Source organism: Halovalidus salilacus (assembly GCF_031852275.1).
Taxonomy (GTDB): Archaea; Halobacteriota; Halobacteria; order Halobacteriales; family Natrialbaceae; genus Halovalidus; species Halovalidus salilacus.
The window spans coordinates 2,675,864-2,696,510 of record NZ_CP134700.1; the positions used below are offsets into that span (position 1 = coordinate 2,675,864).

The 20,647-nt window shown below is 68.6% G+C and carries 17 protein-coding genes; 8 read left to right on the forward strand and 9 right to left on the reverse strand.

Annotation, left to right across the window (positions count from 1 at the left end):
* Positions 1-74 precede the first annotated feature (74 nt).
* The 5 genes from RJT68_RS13230 to RJT68_RS13250 form a co-directional block, all read right to left on the reverse strand.
* Positions 75-1,922 carry an FAD-binding protein gene (locus RJT68_RS13230; RefSeq protein WP_407037027.1) on the reverse strand — a complete coding sequence of 616 codons (1,848 nt, stop codon included), beginning with the start codon at positions 1,920-1,922 and terminating at the stop codon, positions 75-77.
* A gap of 2 nt (positions 1,923-1,924) precedes the next feature.
* Positions 1,925-2,797 carry a succinate dehydrogenase/fumarate reductase iron-sulfur subunit gene (locus RJT68_RS13235; protein ID WP_407037028.1) on the reverse strand — a complete coding sequence of 291 codons (873 nt, stop codon included), beginning with the start codon at positions 2,795-2,797 and terminating at the stop codon, positions 1,925-1,927.
* A 1-nt stretch (position 2,798) separates the two neighbouring features.
* Entirely contained in the window at positions 2,799-3,164 is a 366-nt protein-coding gene (locus tag RJT68_RS13240) for a succinate dehydrogenase hydrophobic membrane anchor subunit (RefSeq protein WP_407037029.1), read from the reverse strand.
* Positions 3,164-3,592, reverse strand: a complete 429-nt coding sequence (gene sdhC / locus RJT68_RS13245) for a succinate dehydrogenase, cytochrome b556 subunit (RefSeq protein WP_407037030.1) — start codon at positions 3,590-3,592, stop codon at positions 3,164-3,166. Before sdhC ends, RJT68_RS13240 begins: the two co-directional genes overlap by 1 nt.
* A 303-nt stretch (positions 3,593-3,895) precedes the next feature.
* Entirely contained in the window at positions 3,896-4,984 is a 1,089-nt protein-coding gene (locus RJT68_RS13250) for a succinylglutamate desuccinylase/aspartoacylase family protein (RefSeq protein ID WP_407037031.1), read from the reverse strand.
* 185 nt (positions 4,985-5,169) lie between these two features.
* Here RJT68_RS13250 and RJT68_RS13255 point away from each other — a divergent pair, with 185 nt between their 5' ends.
* The 3 genes from RJT68_RS13255 (at position 5,170) to RJT68_RS13265 (ending at position 9,211) form a co-directional block, all read left to right on the forward strand.
* Positions 5,170-5,916: a GNAT family N-acetyltransferase gene (locus RJT68_RS13255; protein ID WP_407037032.1), complete on the forward strand. Its 747-nt coding sequence runs from the start codon at positions 5,170-5,172 to the stop codon at positions 5,914-5,916.
* Between the two features lie 284 nt (positions 5,917-6,200).
* Positions 6,201-7,667 (forward strand): flippase, encoded by a 1,467-nt coding sequence (locus RJT68_RS13260; protein WP_407037033.1) that lies wholly within the window; start codon positions 6,201-6,203, stop codon positions 7,665-7,667.
* A 200-nt stretch (positions 7,668-7,867) separates the two neighbouring features.
* On the forward strand, positions 7,868-9,211 hold the full coding sequence (locus RJT68_RS13265; RefSeq protein ID WP_407037034.1) for a RimK family alpha-L-glutamate ligase: 1,344 nt from the start codon (positions 7,868-7,870) through the stop codon (positions 9,209-9,211).
* 30 nt (positions 9,212-9,241) lie between these two features.
* Here RJT68_RS13265 and RJT68_RS13270 read toward each other — a convergent pair whose 3' ends face one another.
* From RJT68_RS13270 to RJT68_RS13280, 3 genes are all read right to left on the reverse strand, one after another.
* Positions 9,242-10,534, reverse strand: coding sequence for a hypothetical protein (locus tag RJT68_RS13270; RefSeq protein WP_407037035.1), 1,293 nt, complete (start codon positions 10,532-10,534; stop codon positions 9,242-9,244).
* 416 nt (positions 10,535-10,950) lie between these two features.
* Positions 10,951-11,547: a DNA-3-methyladenine glycosylase family protein gene (locus RJT68_RS13275; RefSeq protein WP_407037036.1), complete on the reverse strand. Its 597-nt coding sequence runs from the start codon at positions 11,545-11,547 to the stop codon at positions 10,951-10,953.
* Between the two features lie 169 nt (positions 11,548-11,716).
* Complete coding sequence (locus RJT68_RS13280; RefSeq protein ID WP_407037037.1) at positions 11,717-14,266, reverse strand: heavy metal translocating P-type ATPase; 2,550 nt, start codon at positions 14,264-14,266, stop codon at positions 11,717-11,719.
* A gap of 145 nt (positions 14,267-14,411) precedes the next feature.
* On the opposite strand from RJT68_RS13280, the gene RJT68_RS13285 reads away from it, so the two are divergent.
* The 4 genes from RJT68_RS13285 (at position 14,412) to RJT68_RS13300 (ending at position 19,545) form a co-directional block, all read left to right on the forward strand.
* Entirely contained in the window at positions 14,412-15,353 is a 942-nt protein-coding gene (locus tag RJT68_RS13285) for a 1,4-dihydroxy-2-naphthoate polyprenyltransferase (protein WP_407037038.1), read from the forward strand.
* Positions 15,350-16,456, forward strand: a complete 1,107-nt coding sequence (locus RJT68_RS13290; protein WP_407037039.1) for a mandelate racemase/muconate lactonizing enzyme family protein — start codon at positions 15,350-15,352, stop codon at positions 16,454-16,456. The genes RJT68_RS13285 and RJT68_RS13290 overlap by 4 nt, the downstream gene beginning before the upstream one ends.
* Before the next feature lie 7 nt (positions 16,457-16,463).
* A complete protein-coding gene (locus RJT68_RS13295) occupies positions 16,464-18,077 on the forward strand; it encodes a class I adenylate-forming enzyme family protein (RefSeq protein ID WP_407037040.1) in 1,614 nt (537 codons plus the stop codon).
* A gap of 223 nt (positions 18,078-18,300) precedes the next feature.
* The gene (locus tag RJT68_RS13300; protein WP_407037041.1) at positions 18,301-19,545 is read left to right on the forward strand and encodes a two-component system sensor histidine kinase NtrB; all 1,245 of its coding nucleotides are present in this window, start codon (positions 18,301-18,303) and stop codon (positions 19,543-19,545) included.
* 46 nt (positions 19,546-19,591) lie between these two features.
* Here the strand turns inward: RJT68_RS13300 and RJT68_RS13305 are convergent, their stop codons facing one another.
* On the reverse strand, positions 19,592-20,146 hold the full coding sequence (locus RJT68_RS13305; protein ID WP_407037042.1) for a tRNA (cytidine(56)-2'-O)-methyltransferase: 555 nt from the start codon (positions 20,144-20,146) through the stop codon (positions 19,592-19,594).
* Between the two features lie 274 nt (positions 20,147-20,420).
* On the opposite strand from RJT68_RS13305, the gene RJT68_RS13310 reads away from it, so the two are divergent.
* Positions 20,421-20,645 carry a hypothetical protein gene (locus RJT68_RS13310; protein ID WP_407037043.1) on the forward strand — a complete coding sequence of 75 codons (225 nt, stop codon included), beginning with the start codon at positions 20,421-20,423 and terminating at the stop codon, positions 20,643-20,645.
* Positions 20,646-20,647: the final 2 nt, after the last annotated feature.

Here is a 20,647-nt window from a genome sequence, read left to right on the forward strand (position 1 = left end):
CGATCGACGTCGCTCGACGTCCCCGAAACCCGACGGAAACCGCTCGAGTCGACTCGAAAACGGAATTCGCTCGCTCAGTAGCTTCGCGTCTTCGGCTCGTAGACCTTGTCCTCGCCCTCGAGGATGACCGGGCGGTACCAGATCGACGGCTTGCCGCCGTTCCACGAGATGAGGGTGTGTTTGAGCCAGTTCTCGTCGTCGCGGATCTGGTTCTCCTGGCGCCAGTGGGCGCCGCGGAACTCGTCCCGTACGAGCGCGCCGAGGGCGATCGTCTCGGCGACGTCGATGAGGTTGCGCGTCTCGTAGGTCTGCTGGAGGTCGGTGTTGAACGTGCGCGAGGGGTCGTCGACGTAGACGTGCTGGTACTCCTCGCGGCACTCGCGGATGACCTTGAGCGCCTTCTTGATGCCGTCGCCCGTGCGGAAGACGTTGACGTAGTCGGTCATCGCCTGCTGAAGCTTCGCTCGGATCTCGGCGTGCTGGATGCCGTCGTCTTTGTCCATCAGGCGGTCGACGCGCTCGCGCTCGGCCTCGACGGCCCGCTCGAGGGCGGCGTCGGCGTCGGTGACCTGTCCGGAGCCGTCGGCGGCGACGCCGTCCTCGCCCGCGGGTTCGATGCCCGCTTCGCCGGGCGTGACGGGGAGGTCGGTGTCCGTCTCGTCCTCGACGTCGTCGGCGTAGCCGGTCTCGATCCGGGCCTCGCCGAGGTCCTCGCCGGCGGCGTGGTAGCCCGCGCGCTTGCCGAAGACGATGAGTTCGGGCAGCGCGTTCCCGCCCAGGCGGTTCGCGCCGTGGACGGAGACGCAGGCGCACTCGCCCGCGGCGTAGAGGCCGTCGACGCAGGTCTTCCCGTTCTCGTCGACCTCGATGCCGCCCATCGCGTAGTGCTGGCCGGGCTTGACCGGCATCGGCTCGACGAGGCCGTCGACGCCCTCGAAGTCCTCCGCGAGGTGGAGGATGTTCTCGAGGCGGTCGAGGATGCGCTCCTCGCCGAGGTGGCGCATGTCGAGGTGGACGTACTCGTCCTTGACGCCGCGTCCCTCCGCGACCTCGGTCAACTCGGCGCGGGCGACGACGTCGCGGCTGGCGAGTTCGCCGGCGTTGTTCGCGTAGCCGTACTCGAACATGAACCGCTCGCCCTCCTCGTTGTAGAGGATGCCGCCCTCGCCGCGGACGCCCTCGGAGATGAGGACGCCGGTCGACGGCAGGGAGGTCGGGTGGAACTGGATGAACTCCATGTCCTCGAGCGGGACGCCGGCGCGGTAGGCCATCGCGTGGCCGTCGCCGGTGCAGGAGACGGCGTTAGTTGTGTGGTCGAACGCCTGGCCGGGGCCGCCGGTGGCGAGGATGACCCCGCCGCTTGCCTTGAAGCCCTCGATCCGACCGGACTGGACGTCGTAGGCGACGACGCCGTGGCACGTCCGGTCGTTCGGGTCGGGTTCGTCGGTGACCGCCAGGCGCATCACGTACCACTCGTCGTAGACCTGGATGCCGCGCTTGACGACCTGCTCGTACAGCGTGTGCAGCAGGTGGTGGCCGGTTTCGGCGCCCGCGTACGTGGTGCGCGGGTAGGAGAGGCCGCCGAACGGTCGTTGGGAGACGCGGCCGTCCTCTTCGCGCGAGAACGGCATGCCCCAGTGCTCGAGGGTGATGGTCTCTTCGGGGGCGTCCTTCGCGAGGGTCTCGATCGCGGGGGCGTCGCCGAGGTAGTCCGACCCCTTCATGGTGTCGTAGGCGTGGAGCTCCCAGTCGTCGCCCTCCTGGAGGGCGGCGTTGATCCCACCCTCGGCCGCGCCCGTGTGGCTGCGGACCGGGTGGAGCTTCGAGACCATCGCCACGTCCGCTCCCGCTTCGTGCGCTGCGATCGCAGCCCGGAGGCCGGCGCCGCCGGCGCCGACAACGATGACGTCGTGTTCGTACATGGTTACCAGAATTTCAGGTTCTTCTTCACGGCCTCACGCTTGAGCTCCTGAATGTGCTCGGTGAGGGGGATGTCTTTCGGGCACACCTCGGTGCAGGAGAACTGGGTCTGACAGCGCCAGACGCCGTGTTCCTGCTCGAGGATGCGGAGTCGGTGTTCCTTGATCTCCTCGTCCTCGCGTTCGTCCATCGCGAACCGGTAGGCCTTGTTGATCGCCGCCGGGCCGAGGTACTGGTTGTCGCCCGCCGCGATGTTGCACGAGGACATACAGGAGGCACACCAGATGCAGCGCGTCGACATCTTGACCTTCTCGCGGTTCTCCCGCGACTGACGCTGCTCCTCGAGGTCGCCCGCCGGCAGGTCCTCCTGCTTGAAGTACGGCTCGACGGCGTGCATCTGCTCGTAGAAGTGGTCCATGTCCACGACGAGGTCCTTGATGACCTCCTGGTGGGGCAGCGGTTCGATCCGCACCGGCTGCTCGAGGTCCGAAATCTGGGTCTTACAGCCGAGTCGCTGTCGGCCGTTGACGAAGAAGGCGTCGGACCCGCAGACCGCCTGCCGGCAGGAGTGGCGGAACGTCAGCGACGAGTCGTAGTTGTCCCGCGCGTACATGACCGCGTCGAGGACGGTCATCCCCTTCTCGAAGGGGACGTAGAAGTCGTCGAACCGCGGTTCCTGCTTGGCTTCGACCTCGGGGTCGTAGCGGAACACCTTGATGTGGACCGTCTCGCCCTCGAGTTCCGACTCGTCCGTCGGTCGCTCCGCGGCCCGGTCGCGCTTCTCCTTGAGTCGCTCCTGCTGGGGCGACTCGGCGCCTTTCATCTCCGGATCCTGCGGCGATTCAACGGTTTCCGGTTCTTGCTGTTGCGTGCTCATGTTAGATCCACCCCGCCATTGCGAGTGCGACCCAGGTACCCTGGAAGATCAACGCGGCGCCCGCGAGTACCAGGACGGCCAGGACGACCTTCTTTTGGGTGCCGTCGAGTCCCTGGTTGACCAGCGCGTTGTAGACGCCGTTGACGCCGTGGAACGTGCCGGCGACCAGAAACAGCGTCATCGTGATGAAGTAGCCGACGTTCTCCATGCGCTGTTGTGAGATGGCGAACGTGACGTCGGCGGCGTGGTTGACGAAGTGCAGGAGGAAGAAGTGAAACGCCAGCGCGACGACGAGGAACGCCGCCGTGATGCGCTGGAGGAACCACGCGGTGCCGCCGGGGGTGAACGAGGAGTAGCGTTCGGCCATTAGAAGCCCACCCCGCTGAGGAACGTCGGAACGCTCGCGACGGTGATGACGCCGGTCAGGATCAGGGACGCGTAGAAACTCTTGTCCTGGGAGTCCAGGCCGACCCCGAGGTCGACCATCAACAGCCGGAGGCCGTTGAGGATGTGGAAGACCGCCACCGCGAGCAGTCCGACCTCGAGCATGCGGACGATGAACAGTTCCTCGAGTCCCTGGATCGTGCTCGTGTAGACGTCCGACTCGGCGGCGATCAATCCCGGATCACCGCTCGCTGCGCCGATTGCCGTACTCAACACCGCGATGTGGGTAAAGAGGTAGCCGATGAGCATCCACCCCGTAAACTTGTGGAAGATCCACGCCCACATCCCGGCCGAGAACTCCTTCCAGCGGCCGAAGTCCTCGATGAGGCCGCGATTGTAAGACTGACTCATGCGCTCACGTTGAGGGTTAGACCCCGTAGGTATAGAAGTTACTTTTACGCCGCTGACCACCTCGTCGGCAGTTGACACGTGTTCGAAACGCCGCGGCGTCCGGCCGCGAGATCCGAACACGTTCGCGGTCGAGGGGGAAAGTACCGGCGCGTACTCTCCAAGTAGTAAATTATTTCCCCGATTCGAGGGCGGTCACCGCGTTTCGTGGGCCCGCGCGCCGGTAGCGCGCGCCGATTAGCGGGGGCCGATCCGACGCGCGCGTCCGTCAGCGGTCGCCCCGCGTCACCGCCTCGGGGGTCGAGTTCACCGGATCTCGGAAAGCACCTCGTCCCCCGAGAGTTCCTGCTCGAGGGCCCGGAGGGTGTCCTCGTCGAGGCCGACGAGGTGACACAGCGGATTGCCGGGGTAGACGACGGGGTTCTCGAGGACGCCGACGATCAACCCGGTGAAGGGCGCCTCGACGGTGACGACCTCGTCGTCCTCCTTGAACGGGTTGGTGATCGTGCAGATGACGTCGCCCACGTCGACGAGCGCGCCGCGGCCGCGTTTCATGTCGACGATGCCGCCGGCGTCGGCCCGGAGCCAGGTCTTCTCGTCGCTCCCCTCGATGACGGTTCGCCAGCCCGGCCAGTAGACCGACGAGTCGGGGTGGAGGCCGAACTCGGCGAGGACGCTCGCCACGCCGGTGAGCGCCCGGTCGATCAGCGTCCGCTGGAACCGGTGGGCCTCGCCCATCTCGACGGTGATCGTCGGGACGCCCGCCTCCGTCGCTTCCCGCCGGAGGGTTCCGGAGGGGCCCTCGCCGCCGATGACGACGTTCGAACTGAACGCGTAGGCGAGGCGGGCGGTCCGCTCGCGGTCCATGTTCGCCCGGACGTGGAGCATGTTGGTCCGCCCGCGCGTGGAGGTGTGAAAGTCGATGCCGAGGTCGCAGGGTTCGATGAAGTTCGTGAAGATGCGGTGGGCCATCCGCCGCGCGCTCGTCGATCCCTCCCGGCCAGGGAACGAGCGGTTGAGATCCCGATCGTAGATGGGCAGGTACCGCTCCTGGGCTAAAAAGCCGGGGACGTTCATCACGGGCAGACAGACGAGCGTGCCGTGGAGGTCGGAGTGGTCCCAGTCGTGGGCGACCTCCCGGACGACCTCGATGCCGTTGAGTTCGTCGCCGTGGGCCGCCGCCGAGAGGAAGACCGTCGGACCGGGGTGTTCGCCGTTGATAACCGTCACCGGGATCCTGACCGGATCGCCGAGGTAGGTTTCGCTGATGCCGTACCGGATGTTCGCGGATTCGCCGGGGTCGACCCGCCCACCGTTGTACGTGAACGCGTCCTCGAGGGTGCCACGGTCGTCGGAGTCGCCGGACTCGTCCGACGCCGAGGCGTCGTCGTTCATATCCCCCACTGCGTGGGCAGCGGTATAAAAGGTGCGACCTCACGGTCCGCGGTCCGCCAACTCGTCGGACAGCTGACCCCAGTCGGCAATAATTGTACGAACGATCGCTTTTACGGCACGATCTGGACTCCCGGCGGACCGTGATCCGCACAGCTGTTTTGTAACAGGCCATCGTAGGTCGGGGCATGGACGTTCGTGAAGCCACGACAGACGACGTCGACGAGATTCGCGAGATCGCCCGCGCGTCGCTCAACTCGTCGTACACCGACTTTCTCGACGAAGAACTGATCGATAGCGCCCTCGAGAACTGGTACGGCGAGGAGTTCGAGGAGGAACTCGCGGGGGAGCACACGATCGCGTTGCTCGTCGAGCGCGACGGCGAACTCGCCGGCTTCTCCCAGAGCGAACTGGTCGGCCAACGGTACAATTCCGGGAACATTCTCTGGTTGCACATCCACCCGGACCACCGGGGCGGCGGCATCGGCGTTCGCCTCCTGGTGCGAACCCGCGAGAAACTCCTCGACGAGGGGGCGGATCAGATCCACGGCTTCGTCCTCGCGGACAACGAGGGCGGCAACCAGTTCTACCGGGACCACGGCTTCGACCGGGCCGGCCAGCGCGACGTCGAGATCGGCGGCGAAACGTTCACCGAAAACGTCTACGTCGAGGGAACCGAAGATGAGGGGTGGGCCGCGGTCGACGAACTCGAGATCGAGGACGAGACCGTCTACGTGAGCTACGGCGAGGCCGCGAAGGGGTCGAAATCGCCGTTTTACGCCGCCTACCGGACCGAAGACAGGAAGGACCGGTTCGGCTGGTTCTGCGGCAACTGCGACACCGTCGACAACGCCATGGACGCGATGGGGCGGATCGAGTGTAACACCTGCGGAAACCGCCGCAAGGCCACCCGCTGGGACGCGTCGTACCTCTGATCGGGTCACCCCCCGATCGACTCCCCCGCTTTTCACCGTGTCGTCTCGCCCCGAGTCCGCGAGTGGCCGTCGCGTCGATCGCGACGGTCGCGACGGGCGTTGACGGCGGGACGAGCCCCCGTCCGACGCGCGTCGGTGTACGCGGGGATTTAGCGGCGTTCGGCGCCCATTACTATGGGCATCCACCGCCACCGACCCGGTACCGCTCGACGTCGAATCGACGGTCGGGTGCACCGAACGCCCACCCCTTCGTTCGCGTTCGAAATCGGACGCAATACGTTCACATGGACGGACAGGACATCGTTCGCGGGTTCAAAGCGACGCTCCTCGCCAGAGCGGTCTACATGGTCTCGAGCGCGCTGTTGATGGTCGCCCTCGCGCGCTACCTCCTCGAACCGGAGGGCTACGGGACGCTGTACTGGACCATCGGCGTGCTCGCCGTCGTGCAGTTGTTCGCCGACGTCGGCCTCGGCAAGTCCGCCGCCCGGTACTTCGCGGAGTACCGCGAGAAAGACCCGGGACAGATCCCCCACCTCGTCCGCTCGTCGGCGTGGTACAAGTTCGTCCTCGGCGCGGTCGTCGCGGTCGGGTTGTTCCTGCTCGCAGACCCCCTCGCGTCCCTGCTCGGCGATCCGAACGCGGCGCCGTTCCTCGCCGCCGGCGCACTCTACGTCTTCGCCAAGACGTTCCACGGCTTCGCGATGATCGGGTTCCAGGGGTTCAACGACCTCGTCTACAGCGCGACCGTTCAGGCCTCGGCCGGCGTGGTCCGCCTCGTCTTCGCCGTCGGGTTCGTCCTCCTCGGGTTCGGCGCGCTCGGCGCGCTCTTCGGGTACATCGTCGGCTACGCGGTCGCCGGGGCCGTCGGGATGATCCTGCTCTACCGGAGCGTCTACGGGCGATACCATCCCGCCAAGCGCTACGAGCCCGGACTGTCCCGTCGACTGCTCGAGTACAGCGTGCCGCTGATGGCGACCCAGAGCGCGAACGTGATCGACAAGCAGATCGACGTCGTCCTCGTGGGCGTCTTCCTCAACCCCACCGCCGTCGCGTTCTACACCCTCGGCAAACAGGTCACCGACTTCGTGCTCGCCCCGGCGGAGTCGCTCGGGTTTACGATCTCGCCGAACTTCGGCGAGCACAAGGCCGCGGGCCGACTGGAGCGGGCGCGGTCGATCTACGAGGCGGCGCTAACCAACGTCCTGGCGCTGTACGTCCCGGCGGCCGCGGGCCTCGCCCTCGTCGCCGACCCGTTCGTCACGATGGTCTTCGGCCCCGACTACGCCGGCGCGGTCGTCGTGTTGCAACTCCTCTCCGGCTTCATCGTCCTGGGGGCGATCAACAACCTCACGAGCGACGGCCTGGATTACCTCGGTCGGGCCCGACACCGAGCGGTCGTGAAAGGGGCGACGTCGGTCGCGAACTTCGCGCTCAACGTCGCACTGATCCCGGTGATCGGCGTCGCCGGCGCTGCCATCGCCACGGTGGCGACGCACACCGTCTACGTCCTCGTGAACCTCTGGATCGTCCACGGCGAACTCGCGCTGAACGTCGGCTCGCTCCTGCGAACGACCGGGCTCGTCTGTGCGATCACGGGCGTGATGGCCGCCGCGGTGGTCCTCGTGGTACCGATGGTCTCGAGCCCGCTCACGCTCGTCGGCGTTATCGCCCTCGGGGTCGCGACGTGGGCGGTGCTGGCGGTCGCGAGCGGGCTGGTCGATCCGCGCGAGGTTCGGACCGTGTTGAGCTGATCCGGTTCGGCTCGTCGCGTCCGGAACGCCGACAAGAGCACCCCCTCGGCTGACCGTCGCCGTGATCGCCTCCGACGGAAGCGGTCGCGTCGACCGTCAGTCCAGGTGACACGACGCGCCCGATCGGGGTCCCTGATACCGCTTGCCGGGGGTGAGTTCACTGACAACGTTTTTCCGCCAGCCCTGCGTGATATGTTTATATGGCTACTGGCGATCCCGTCACCGTCGGCGTACTGAGCCTCCACACGAGCAAGGAGACGAAGGCGATCCTCAACGCCGTCGAGGACCTCGGACACGACACCGAGTGGCTTCGAGCGGAGAACACGAGCATCCACGTCAGCCAGGGTAGCGTCATCCTGGAGCCCGACGTCGACGTGATCGCGAACCGGATGCTGCTCTCGAACACGGAGCAACCCTGCGAGGAACTCGGTCTCGCGAACACGTTCGCGCAGCTGGTCCCCATGCTCAACGAACCGGGCTCGGTCATGACGGCGATCCACAAGCTCTCGACGGCGGCCGTCCTCGCGGCCAACGACGTCCGCGTCCCGGACGTGTACCTCGGGCTCAACAGCGACCAGCTGAACGCCGTCCGCGAGCGCTTCGGCGAGGAGGCGGTCTACAAGACAGCGATCGGAACCCACGGCGGCGGCACCTGGAAGGTCGGACCGGACGACCCCGTCAACGCCAAGGTCGGCAATCGCTACGCCTTCCTGCAGGAACTCATCGACCGGGAGGACACGCGAAACCGGGACGTCCGCGTCTACGTCGTCGGCGGCGAGATCGTCGGCGCGATGACCCGGTACGCCCCGGATAACGACTGGCGGACGAACGTCGCCCTCGGCGGCACCGTCGAGGACGCCACCGACAGCCTCCCCGAAGAGGCCGCGGAGATGGCCGTTCGCTCCGCCGAGGCGATCGGCCTCGACTACGCCGGCGTCGACCTCGTCGAGGGAGATGAGGGCTGGTTCGTCCTCGAGGTCAACCCCACCGCGGGCTTCAAGGGCCTCCACGAGGCGACGCGGGTCAGCCCCGCGCCGTACATCGCGAGGCTCGCCATCGAGCGCGCCGGCGGCGAGGTCGACGAGGAGCGCGTCGAGGAGCTCTCGACGGTGCTCGACGACTCGATGCCGACGGCCCAGCCGCCCGAGGCGACCCGACCCGACGAGGAGCCGTCGGTCATCGGCTACACCGAGGAGGTCGTCCTCTCGGGAACCAGCGGCTCCACGTCCGTGACCGCGAAGTCCGACACGGGTGCGACACGCACCAGCATCGACACCCGGCTGGCCGCCGAGATCGGCGCCGGTCCGATCAAGTCCATCACGAAGGTGAAATCCGGCAGCTCCAAGACCACGAGGAGCCGCCCGGTCGTCGACGTCGTCGTCGGCGTCGGCGGCAACCGACACACCGTGACCGCGAGCGTCGAGGACCGAAGTCACATGGATTACCCCGTGATCCTCGGTCGGGACATCCTCGGGAACTACCGCGTCGACGTCGGCCGCCGCGCGGACCGGGACGCGCCGGACAGCCCCGAGGAGGAGGAGTGAGCGTGGTATCGGCCTCCCGAACCGGGAGCCCTACTCCTCCCCTCGCAGGATCACGTCGTCGTCGGTCACTTCCCTGATCTGGGCCGGCTCGACCGGGTAATCGTCGTCTCCGTGGCCGCCCCAGCCGAAGCGCGCCTTGAGCCGATCGGTGAGCCCGGGCTGCGGATCGACGTACACCGTTCCCGAGTCGTCGACCTCCTGGACGATGCCGATCTCCTCGCCGTGTTCGTCCACGACCGTCTTCCCCTCGTCGTCGCTCGAGATATCGACCGCGGTTCCGGGCTCGGTCGCCGGGGCCGGGCTTCCGGATCCCGCGGGTTCGCCGGCGGTCGCCTCGGTTCCCGTCCCGGTCGTCGCCTCCGCGTCGGCACCCATCTCGGTACCGGCCGCTTCGGCGGGCCCGTGCTCCTCGACGTCGACGAGTTCGCCCTCGATGATCGTCCGCTCGAGCACCTCCGACTCGATCAGTTCCGACTCCGTCAGCCGGAACAGCATTCGGATCCGCTCCTCGAGTTCCTCCTCGACGGTCCGTCGCTCCACGAGTTCGGTGTGGACGGTGTCACCCTCTTTCCGCTGGCTCCGGATGCGCTCCTCGCCGAGCACCTCGTCCGGGGTGATGTCCGAGTGGACGACGTCGCTCTCGAGGATGGACCGCTGGACGCTCTCGAGTTCGACCTCGGCGCGGACGTCGTCGCGCTCGACCTCGTCCCGCTGGTCGATGTCGACGTCGACCACGCGGCTCTCGACGGTGACGTGTTCGATCTCCTCGATGGTGTCGAGGCGTCGCTCGACGACGAGCAGTTCGATCTCGTCGTCGCCGGCGAACTCGCTCTCGACGATCTCGCGGCTCAGCCGCTCGGAGTCGACGACGTCGCGACCGGTCACGTCGGAGTCGACGATCTCGCTCTCGATCGTGTCGCGCTCGACCACTTCGCGCTCGACGACCTGCGTCTCGACGACCTCCGTCGTCACCGTTTCGCCGCGGCGCAGCGCGTCCTCGAACTCGTCGTGGCCGAGGTCGGCTCGGTCCATCGCACGGTCGCGTTCGACGAGTTCGAAGTAGCCGAGGTCGGAACCCGCCTCCGCCTCATCCTCCTCGTGGTAGATGAGCACCATATCCTCGTCCTCGAGGGTCTCGAAGAACTCGTCCCACGATCGCTCTTCGTGGGTGTCTTCTACGTCCTCGCGGCGGACGAACGTGTACTCCTCACTCCCGCTCGTCGTGACGGGAACGGCGTCTCGTCGATCGGCCCACTCGCGGATCTGGTCCCGATCGGTCGTCATCTGCCGCTGCTCCGGTTCGTCGGATGGATAGTGTGCCATCGCCGGACCTCGGCGAGCCGCGCACTTGAGTCGGCGTGGCCGTCTCGCCTCCCAGTTAGATATTTATGCGGGACGGCTGCCCGAGGAACTCGGTCGGGCCGACCGCGGCTCGAGAGCCGCCGGCGTGATCGGCGTTTACTCGCGCGTAAGGACCGGTAAACCCACCTCGTGGACGAGTAAACAGATTTTAGGACGATTCGAACCACCATCTTCACGCGCTCGCGGTCGCGATCCCAGGAGGGACGCGGACAACATCTCGTTACCGAGCGATGAACGAACCGGTGGGCGGCACGGTGACCCGAATTGCGCGCCGAGGCCGGCCGGAGCGAGGCGCGGACGACTCGTACGGCCGCGGTCCGTCAGTTCCGGAGACCGGAAGCCGTCCTGCGGTCTCGGGGACGCAGCAACCGTCCGACTCACTCCGGGTCGGATTCGTACTCGGCCCAGATGTACCGCGTCGCGACCGACCGGTACGGGCGCCAGACCTCCGCGATCTCCCGCATCTCCGCCCTCGTTAGCTCGTCGCCGTCGGCGTACAGCGCCTCGATTCCCCGCCGGACGGCGAGGTCGCCCAGCGGCAGGACGTCAGGGCGTCGGAGGACGAACAGGAGGTACATCCGGGCGGTCCACTCCCCGACGCCCCTGATCTCGGTGAGGAGGTCGACGACTTCCTCGTCGGCGTACTCCGCGAGTCCCTCGCGGGTGTAATCGTCCTCCCGGAACGCCCGGGCGGCGTTTCGCACGTACTCGATCTTGCTCCGGGAGAGGCCGACCGCCCGCAACGCCTCGTCCTCCGCAGCCAACACGTTCTCGGGGGTCACCTCGCCCCCGAACAGGTCGAAAAACCGCTCGCGAACCGCGGCGGCGCTCGCCGTCGAGAGCTGCTGGTTGATGATGGAGATGCACAGCCGCTCGTACTCGTCCCACTCCCGTTCGACGTACGGGTCGTGTTTCTCGACGAGTTCGGCCATCACGGGGTCCTGACGCAGTACGGGTAGGGCTTCCTCGAGCATTGTCCTCGTCCGGGTAGCGGAGTCGGTGCCGAACGAAGAAATGCGTCTCGGTCGCTCCCCGAATCGGATCGGCCTCGAGTCCGCGTCGCGTGCGGCGTCGTTCGCCCGCGTTCGGTTCCTCGAACGAGGGGTCCGTCGGCGACGAGTCGGATGGCGGACGAAGACGCGGCTAGTCCTCGAGGTGCTCCTCGGGTACTTCCGGCACCTCGCGGGCGAGGCGCATCGCGTTCCCCGTCACGGCGAGGCTCATCCCCATGTCGCCGACGACCACCGCGTGGATCACCGTCACGAGCCCGAACGGGGCGCCGGCGGCAAGCACGGCCTTCACGCCCAGGCTGGCCCACACGTTCTGGCGGATGACGCCGTTAGCCGCCCGCGAGAGGCGGTAGAGGTAGGGCAACCGGGTGAGGTCGTCGCCCATCAGCGCCACGTCCGCCGTCTCGAGCGCCGTGTCGGTTCCGGCCGCGCCCATCGCGATGCCGACGCTCGCGGTGGCCAGCGCCGGCGCGTCGTTGATGCCGTCGCCGACCATGACGACGCCGCCCTCCGTCTCGTCGTCCAGTCGGCGGATCCACTCGAGTTTCTCGTCCGGGAGCAACTCGGCGTGGTACTCGTCGGTGCCGACCCGCTCGGCGATGGCGCGGGCGGTCCCCTCGTTGTCGCCGGTGAGCATCACGACGCGCACGCCGCGATCCCGCAGCCGCGAGACCGCCCACTCGGCCTCGGGGCGGACGCGGTCGGCGACGCCGACGACGCCGATCGGTCGGTCCTCGGTGCCGACGACCACCACGGTCTTCCCCTCCGACTCGAGCCGGGGGACGACCTCGCTGAGGACGTCGAGGCAGTCGTCGCGGTCGCACTCCGGCCGTGGTTCGGACGCGGACGCCCCGACGGGAACGCCCCCGTCGGTCGTCGCGTGGACGTGCTCGAGGTCGGCGAGGCCCTCGAAGAGGTCCGGCTTGCCGACGTAGTGAGTCTCGCCGTCGATCTCCGCCCGAACGCCCTTGCCGGTCAGCGCTTCGAAATCGCCCACCTCGAGGTCGCCGTCGTCGTCGATCCCCCGCTCCTCGGCGTGGCCGACGATGGCTCGGGCGATGGGGTGCTCGCTCCGTCGCTCGGACGCGCTCGCCCGCCGGAGGACGTCCGCATCGTCGGCGCCCTCGAGCGGGATCACGTCGGTCACCGAGAGGTCGCCCTCGGTGAGCGTCCCGGTCTTGTCCACCGCGAGGACGTCGCTCTCGCCGACGGCCTCGAGGTGGCGCCCGCCCTTGATCAGGACGCCGTTTCGCGCCGCGCTGGTGATCCCGGAGACGACGCTGACCGGCGTCGAGATGACGAACGCGCAGGGACAGGCGATCACCAGCAGCGTCAGCCCGCGCAGGAACCACGTGCTCCACGAGGCGCCGACGAGAAGCGGCGGGAGCGTCGCGACCGCGATCGCCAGGGCCACGACGATCGGCGTGTACGCGTCCGCGAAGCGGTCGACGAACCGCTCGCGGTCGGTCTTCTCCCGCTCGGCGTCCTCGACCAGCCGGACGATCCGCGACAGCGTGGAGTCGTCGGCCTCGCGCTCGACCTCGACCTCGAGGTAGCCCGACTCGGCGATCGTCCCGGCGTACACCTCCTCGCCCGCCGCCTTGTCGGCGGGGACGCTCTCGCCGGTGATCGGCGACTCGTCGACCGCGCTCTCGCCCTCGAGCACCGTCCCGTCGGCCGGGATCTTCTCGCCCGGCCTGACGAGCACGACGTCGCCGACGGCGAGCGTCTCGGCGGGGACCGTCTCCTCGGACCCGTCCTCGCGGCGGACCGTCGCCGTCTCGGGCGAGAGGTCCATCAGTTCCCGCAGCGAGTCGCGGGCGCGGTCCATCGAGTACCGCTCGAGCAGTTCCGCGACGCTGAACAGGACCGCCAGGGTCGCCCCCTCGAAGGGGTGGTGGGCGGCGACGGAGGCCAGGATGCCCGCGCTCATCAGGAAGTCGATGTCCAGGCTGCGGTTGCGCGCGGAGTAGTAGCCGTTGCGCAGGATCGGTACCCCCGCGGTCGCCGCGGCCAGGATGTAGAGCGCGTGGGAGAGCTGGTACGTGCGACCGGCGACGGCGAACAGCTCGAGGTTCGATCCGGTGAGCGCGAACTCGAGGGCAAGCCCGACCGCCAACAACGCGGCGCCGATCCCGGTCGTGACCGCTCGTCGGGAGCGCCACACGGCCCGTGCGCCGGCGAGGGCGTCGTCCTGGTCGCCGCCGATCGGTTCGGCCTCGTAGCCCGCCTCGCCGATTGCCGCGACGATCCGGTCGTCGATCGCCTCGCCGCCGGCGTCCGTGCCGAACTCGGTCACGGAGACCGTCACCCGACCCGAGGTCGGCCGGGTCTCTATCTCGTCGACGCCGTCGACGCCCTCGAGGGCGTTCTCGACCTTCCCCGCGCAGGAGGCGCAGTCCATCTCCGGGACGGCGTAGGAGCGTTCGGCCACCTCGCCCTCGACGGCGTAGCCTGCCGCCTCGACGCGCTCGCGGACGTCCGCGTCGCTCACCAGCGACGGGTCGTACTCCACGACGAGGCGTCCGCTGGTCACGCGCGCCTCGATGCTCTCGATCCCCTCGAGGCGGTCGACGCTGTTCTCGACCTTGCCCGCACACGACGGACAGTCCATCTCCGGGACCCGCAGCGCGAGCGTGCGACTCGAACGCTGCGCGTCCTCCTCCGTGGAGGGCGTGCTCATCACTCCCTCCTAGGGGCCGCACACTGAAACCGGTTATTTGGCGTGCGCCAACTCCGGGACTCGTCTCGGATGATCGAACGCGAACGGAGGCGTCGATCGTCGGCAATGCCAACGTTTTCACTCCCTCGAGTGGGAGTGAGGGGTGATGAGTACGGCGGATGTCTCACGGACGAAGGCGTGGGTGATGGCCGCTCGCCCGCAGACGCTGCCGGCCGCCGCGGCGCCGGTGATCGTCGGGACCGGGGTCGCGGCCTACGAGGGGGTGTTCGCGCCGCTGCCGGCGCTGTTCGCGTTCGTCGGCGCGGCGCTGATCCAGATCGGGACGAACTTCGCGAACGACTACTACGACGCCGTGAAGGGCGCCGACACCGACGACCGGGAGGGGTTCACCAGGGTCACCCAGTCGGGACTGATCTCACCCGAGCGGGTCAAACTCGCCACGATCGTCACGTTCGGGCTGGCGATCCTCTCGGGCACCTACCTCGTCTACGTCGGCGGCCTGCCGATCCTCGCGATCGGCCTCGCGAGCGTCCTCTGCGGCTGGGCGTACACCGGCGGCCCCTACCCGCTGGGCTACCACGGCCTCGGCGATCTCTTCGTCTTCGTCTTCTTCGGCGTCGTCGCCGTCACCGGGACGTTCTACGTCCAGGCGGCCGCGTCGCTCCCCGTCGAACCGCTCGCGACGACCATCCCCGAGGGCGCGATCACGACCGAGGCGGTCGTCGCCAGCCTCCCCATCGCCGGCATCTCGACGGCGATCCTCGTCGTCAACAACGTTCGCGACCTCGAGACCGACGAGGCCGCGGGGAAGCGCACGCTCGCCGTCCGACTGGGCTACCGGTGGAGCCGCGTCGAGTACGTCTCGATGCTCGCGCTCGCCTACGCGGTGCCGCCGTGGTTCTGGCTCGCGACGGACGTGGGGGCGGGCGTCCTCCTGCCGCTGTTGACCCTCCCGTACGCCGCGACGGTCGCCGGGACCGTCTGCACGCGAACCGACGGCGAGGCGCTCAACCCGGCCCTCGAGGGGACCGGCAAACTGCTCGCGCTGTACGCCCTCGCCTTCGCCGCGGGCGTGGTGATCCCGTGACGCTCGAGTACGACGCGGGGCCGCTGTCGTTCGAGTACCGGTCGTTCTCGCTCGACCTGACGCGGCCGCTCGAGACCGCCCACGGGACGATCGAGAGCCGCGACGGGTTCGTCGTCCGGGTGGGCGCCGAGGGGGGCGACGGCGCTGGGGAAAAAGACGGCGCCGACGGCGACGACCTCGTCGGCTACGGCGAAGCGACGCCCCTGCCGGGGTTCACCGAGTCGTACGCCGACTGCGAGGCGGCCCTCGAGCGGGCGAGCGCGGCGATGGAGACCGAGGGCCCCCAGGCGGCGCTGAAAGTCGTCGACCGAACCGCGGCGGCCCGCCACGCGGTCTCGCTCGCGCTCGCGGATCGACGGGCGAAGCGGGCGGCGTCGCCGCTGTACCGCCACCTCGGGGAACCCTCGATGGTCGGTCGGGTCCCGGTGAACGCGACGATCGGCGGTGGCTCGCCGGCCGACGCCGTCGAAGCCGTCCGCGAGGCCGTCGAACGGGGATTCACCTGCTGTAAGCTGAAAGCCGGCCTCGAGACCGTCGAGACGGACGTCGGGCGCGTCCGTCGGGTTCGCGAGGCCGTCGGCCCGAGCGTGGAACTCCGCGTCGACGCCAACGGCGCGTGGACGTACGACGAGGCCGCGGCGGCGATCGACGCCTTCGCGGACCTCGGCGTCTCGCTGGTCGAACAGCCACTCCCGGCCGGCGCGCTCGAGGGCCACGCCGCGCTGCGGGGTCGAGGCGTCGCGATCGGGATCGACGAGGGATTGCTCCAGCACGGCATCGACGCCGTCGCCGAGGCCGACGCGGCGGACGTCCTCGTACTGAAGCCGATGGCCCTCGGCGGCGTCGACGTCGCCCGGGAGGTGGCGGCCTGGGCGATCGAACTCGAGATCGTTCCGCTCGTGACGACGACCATCGACGCCGTCGTCGCCCGGACGGGCGCCGTCCACCTCGCGGCGTCGATCCCCGACGTACCCGCGTCCGGGCTCGCGACCGGCGAGTTGCTGGCCGCGGACCTCGCGAAGGACCCCGTCCTCTTCGAGAAGGGGGCCGCGGTCGTTCCGCAAGCGAAGGGTCTTGGCGTCGAAGGCGTATGGAACGAGTGACCGATACATGCGAGAGACAGTCGACTGGCCCGCGCGCGACCTCGTGAGCCACCGGGCCGCGACGACCCCCGATCGACCGGCCCTGCTCGAGGTGGGCGCCGAATCCGGCTTCGGTATCGACGCCGATACCGGTCCCGTCGCCGACACCGAATCAGACGGCGAGTGGACGTGGACCTACCGCGAGTACGACCGTCGGGTCGACCGCGTCGCCGCCGCGCTCCAGGGGACCGGCCTCCGGGGCAAGCGGATCGGCGTGCTGATGGGGACCCGCGCGGCGTTCGCCACCGTCTTCTTCGCGGCGATGCGCCTCGGCGCCGTCGTCGTGCCGCTGAACGTTCGCGAGACGGAACCCGAACTGGCCGCGAAGGTCGAGCGAACCGAGGTGTCGAGAATCGTCTGCGAGCGCGACACCGAGTCGCTCGCCCTCGACCTGCTCGACCGCGAGGAACCCGTTTTCTCCGTCGACGATCCCGCGTCGACCCGCGCGAGTCGGCTTCCCGGGGCCGAGACGACCGTCGACGCGGGGGGTGCCGAGACCGTCGAACCGGCCCCCCTCGAGCGGGACGACACCCAGCTGATCCTGTTCACCTCCGGGACCTCCGGCGATCCGAAGGGGGTCCGGCTCACCGTCGGCAACCTCGTGGCCAGCGCGACCGCCTCGGCGTTCCGCCTCGGCGTCGATCCCGCCGACCGGTGGCTCTGTTGTCTTCCGATGTACCACATGGGCGGGCTCGCGCCGGCGATCCGCTCCGCGCTGTACGGGACGACGCTCGTGATCCAGCGCGAGTTCGGTCCCGACTCGACGGCACGCGCCCTCGCCGAGCGCGACGTCACCGGCGTCTCGCTCGTTCCGACGATGTGCAAGCGGCTGCTCGACGCCGGCTGGGAGCCCGCCGACACGCTGCGGTTCGTCCTCCTCGGCGGGGCGCCCGCCTCGGAGGAGTTGCTCGAGCGCTGCCTCGAGTCGGGGGTGCCGGTCCACCCGACCTACGGGATGACCGAGACGGCCTCCCAGATCGCGACGGCGACGCCCGCCGAGATCGTCGCCCCCGAGCGCCGCGCGACCGTCGGAACGCCGCTTTCGTTCACCGACGTCGCCGTCGTCGACGAGGCGGGCGACCCGGTTCCGGCGGGCGAACCCGGCGAACTCGTCGTCTCGGGGCCGACGGTGACGCCGGGCTACCTCGAGGATCCCCACGCGGACACCGCCTTCGGCGAGCGGGGATTGCACACGGGCGATATCGGGTACCGGGACGAGAGCGGCCGACTGTGGGTGCTCAACCGCCGGGACGATCGGATCGTCACCGGCGGCGAGAACGTCGACCCCGGTGAAGTGGTCGCCGCCCTGCGCGCGCACCTGGCGATCGAGGAGGCCGCGGTCGTCGGCCTCGAGGACCCCGAGTGGGGGCAACGGGTGGCGGCGCTGCTCGTTCCCTCCGATCCCGAAACCCGGCCCCCGCTCGAGGAGATCCTCGGCCACTGCGACGAGCGCCTCGCCGGCTTCAAGCGCCCGAAGACGATCGGCTTCGCTCGGTTGCTCCCGCGGACGGCCTCGGGAACCGTCGATCGGGAGGCCGTTCGCGAGCGGCTGCTCGCCGACGGCGTCGACGCGACGAACTGACGGTCGCTACTCCTCGCGCTCGCTTCGAGGGTGCCCTCGAACACCATTCACGTTCTCACTCGAGCGGTCTATCCGCAGGGGGAAGGTTTCACGACGGGGTTGTGCTTCTTTGTGTACCACCGACATCAATACCGAACCCGGCATACCGATTCATTTACTACGATTCATCGCGACCATTGAGAGAGAATGACTTTCACGAACGTCGTGAAACCCACCCGGGTCCATGTACGAGCGGATCGTTGAGGCGGCCCCCACCGGACTGATCACCCTCGACGAGGAGGGGGTGATCACGTGGACGAACGAGGTGTTCGCCGACACCCTCGAGATCCCGCGAGCGGAGCTGGTCGGAACGCCGTTCGTCGACCTGGTCGAGGCGGGGTACTACGACGAGACCGTCGTCGAGACGTACGTGGAGGCGGTCCGCGACCTCCTCTCCTCGACGTCGGAGGCCACGGAACGAAATTACCTCGTCGAGACCCACCGACTCGCCGGAGAGACCCGAATCCACGACGTCTACACGGCGTTGCTCCCGCTCGAGGACGGCGAGTTCCGGGGGACGATCCACGCGTTTCAGGACGTCACCGAGCAGAAGGTCACGGAACGGGAACTCGAGCGACAGAACGAGCGGCTCAGGTCCTTCACCTCGGTGGTGAGCCACGACCTGCGCAACCCGCTGAACGTCGCGCAGGGCCACCTCGAACTGGCGATGGAGACGGCCGACGGCGAGACGAGATCCGCGCTCGAAGAGGTCGCGCGGGCGCACGACCGGATGGAGACGCTGATCGAGAATCTCCTCGCTGTCGCTCGCGAGGGTCGGAGCGTCCGGAACCCGCGCCCCGTCGACGTCGAGGCCGTCGTTCGGGCGGCGTGGGAATCGGTCGAGACGGTCGGCGCCGAACTCGAGGTCGTCGACGACCCGGGAACGCTCGAGGCGGACCCCAAGCGACTCCAGCAGGTGTTCGAGAACCTGTTTCGAAATTCCGTTGAACACGGTTCCACGAACCCTCGCTCGCACGATTTCGAGGACGCCCTAGCGCACCGTTCGACGAGCCACACGGAACCGGTCGGTTCCGTAGACGCCGTAGAACGCGGATCGGCGGCCCGCTCGAGACGACCGGGGGCGGATCACGCCGAGACGGGCACCGACCGCGCCGAGACGGGGACGGACGACGAGTCCGCCTCGGACGCGGCGATCACCGTCACCGTCGGTCCGCTCGAGGGCGTGGGGGGAGTCTTCGTCGCCGACGACGGCGCGGGGATCGAACCGGAGGCGCGCGAGCGGATCTTCGACCGGGGGTACACGACCGACCCGGACGGGACCGGATTCGGGCTCGCGATCGTCGAGACGATCGTCGACGCCCACGGCTGGTCGATCGAGGTCGTCGACGGCGACGAGGGTGCACGGTTCGAGATCGAGACGAGCGGCGGGGGATTGTCCGGGTCGGACTCGAGGCGGGAGGATCGGTGAACGGATCGATCGAGTTCGGTCGCGCGGACGCGGTCGCCCGAGCGCGTCACTCGGACGCTTCGTCGACCGGTTCGACGAGCTTGCCGGTCTCCTGCGGGACGACTCGACGGTCGGCGTCCTCCCACTCGCGCTCGAGTTCGCGGCCCTCGAACAGCCGGTCGAGGAAGACCGCGAGGCCGGCCACCTCGGAGTGGGGCTGGTTCGTGACGCCGACGTTCCAGTCGGCGGCCTCGTAGACGTCGAACGGAACCTTCTCGGCGCCGACGACGACCAGCAGCGGCTCGCCCGCCTCGAGGGAGGCCTTTCGGATCGCGTCCTCGACCTCCTGGACCGGCTCGCCGTACATCGTCAGGTGAACGACGACCCCCTCCCAATCGCGGATCACGGCTCGCTGGGAGTCCGTCCGCTCGACCGCGAAGGGACCCCCGAATCGATCGGTGATGTCCGCGACGGTCTCGAGGGAGCCGGCGGCGTTGTCGGGGAAGATCACGCGGTCGGCCCCCAGCGCGCGGGCCGTCAGCCCGACGTGGGTGGTCATCCGCTCGTCCCGGCCGGGACGGTGGCCGAGCCGACAGACGGCGACCTCGGGTGCGTCCTTCATGGCCGAAAATTGCCTCGTCACCCATATGTGGGTTCGGATTCGCGAGTCCTCGTGGCGGGCCCCGATAATCGGCAACTCGCCGTGCTCTGTACCGACGGGACGCACGAACGGTGTCAACGAATCCGACCTCGAGTGGGGCGACGTCGACTACTGACAGTGACGGAATAACGGCGCCACGCGTTCCCGGCAGGTCGACGGGACGACGGTAGCTTTTTGCTCGCACCGTGATACCACGGAGTATGGATACCGCGGAATCGCTGGAGGTGACCGGGGCGTGAGCGGCGTCGGCGAGTGGCTCGAGACCGCCCGGGAGGAGCGCTGGGGCGTACTGGTGGACCTGCTGTTCGCCATCGTCTGGGTGACGCTGGTGGACCTCCTGTTCGAGGTCGTGCCGGGACCGACGTGGGCGTACTACCTCATGATGTTCATGGGGGTCGTCGCCTACTTCGCGTTCGTCTGGAACATGGACCTGGCCAGAAAGTGGTCTCAGTCCGAGTAACG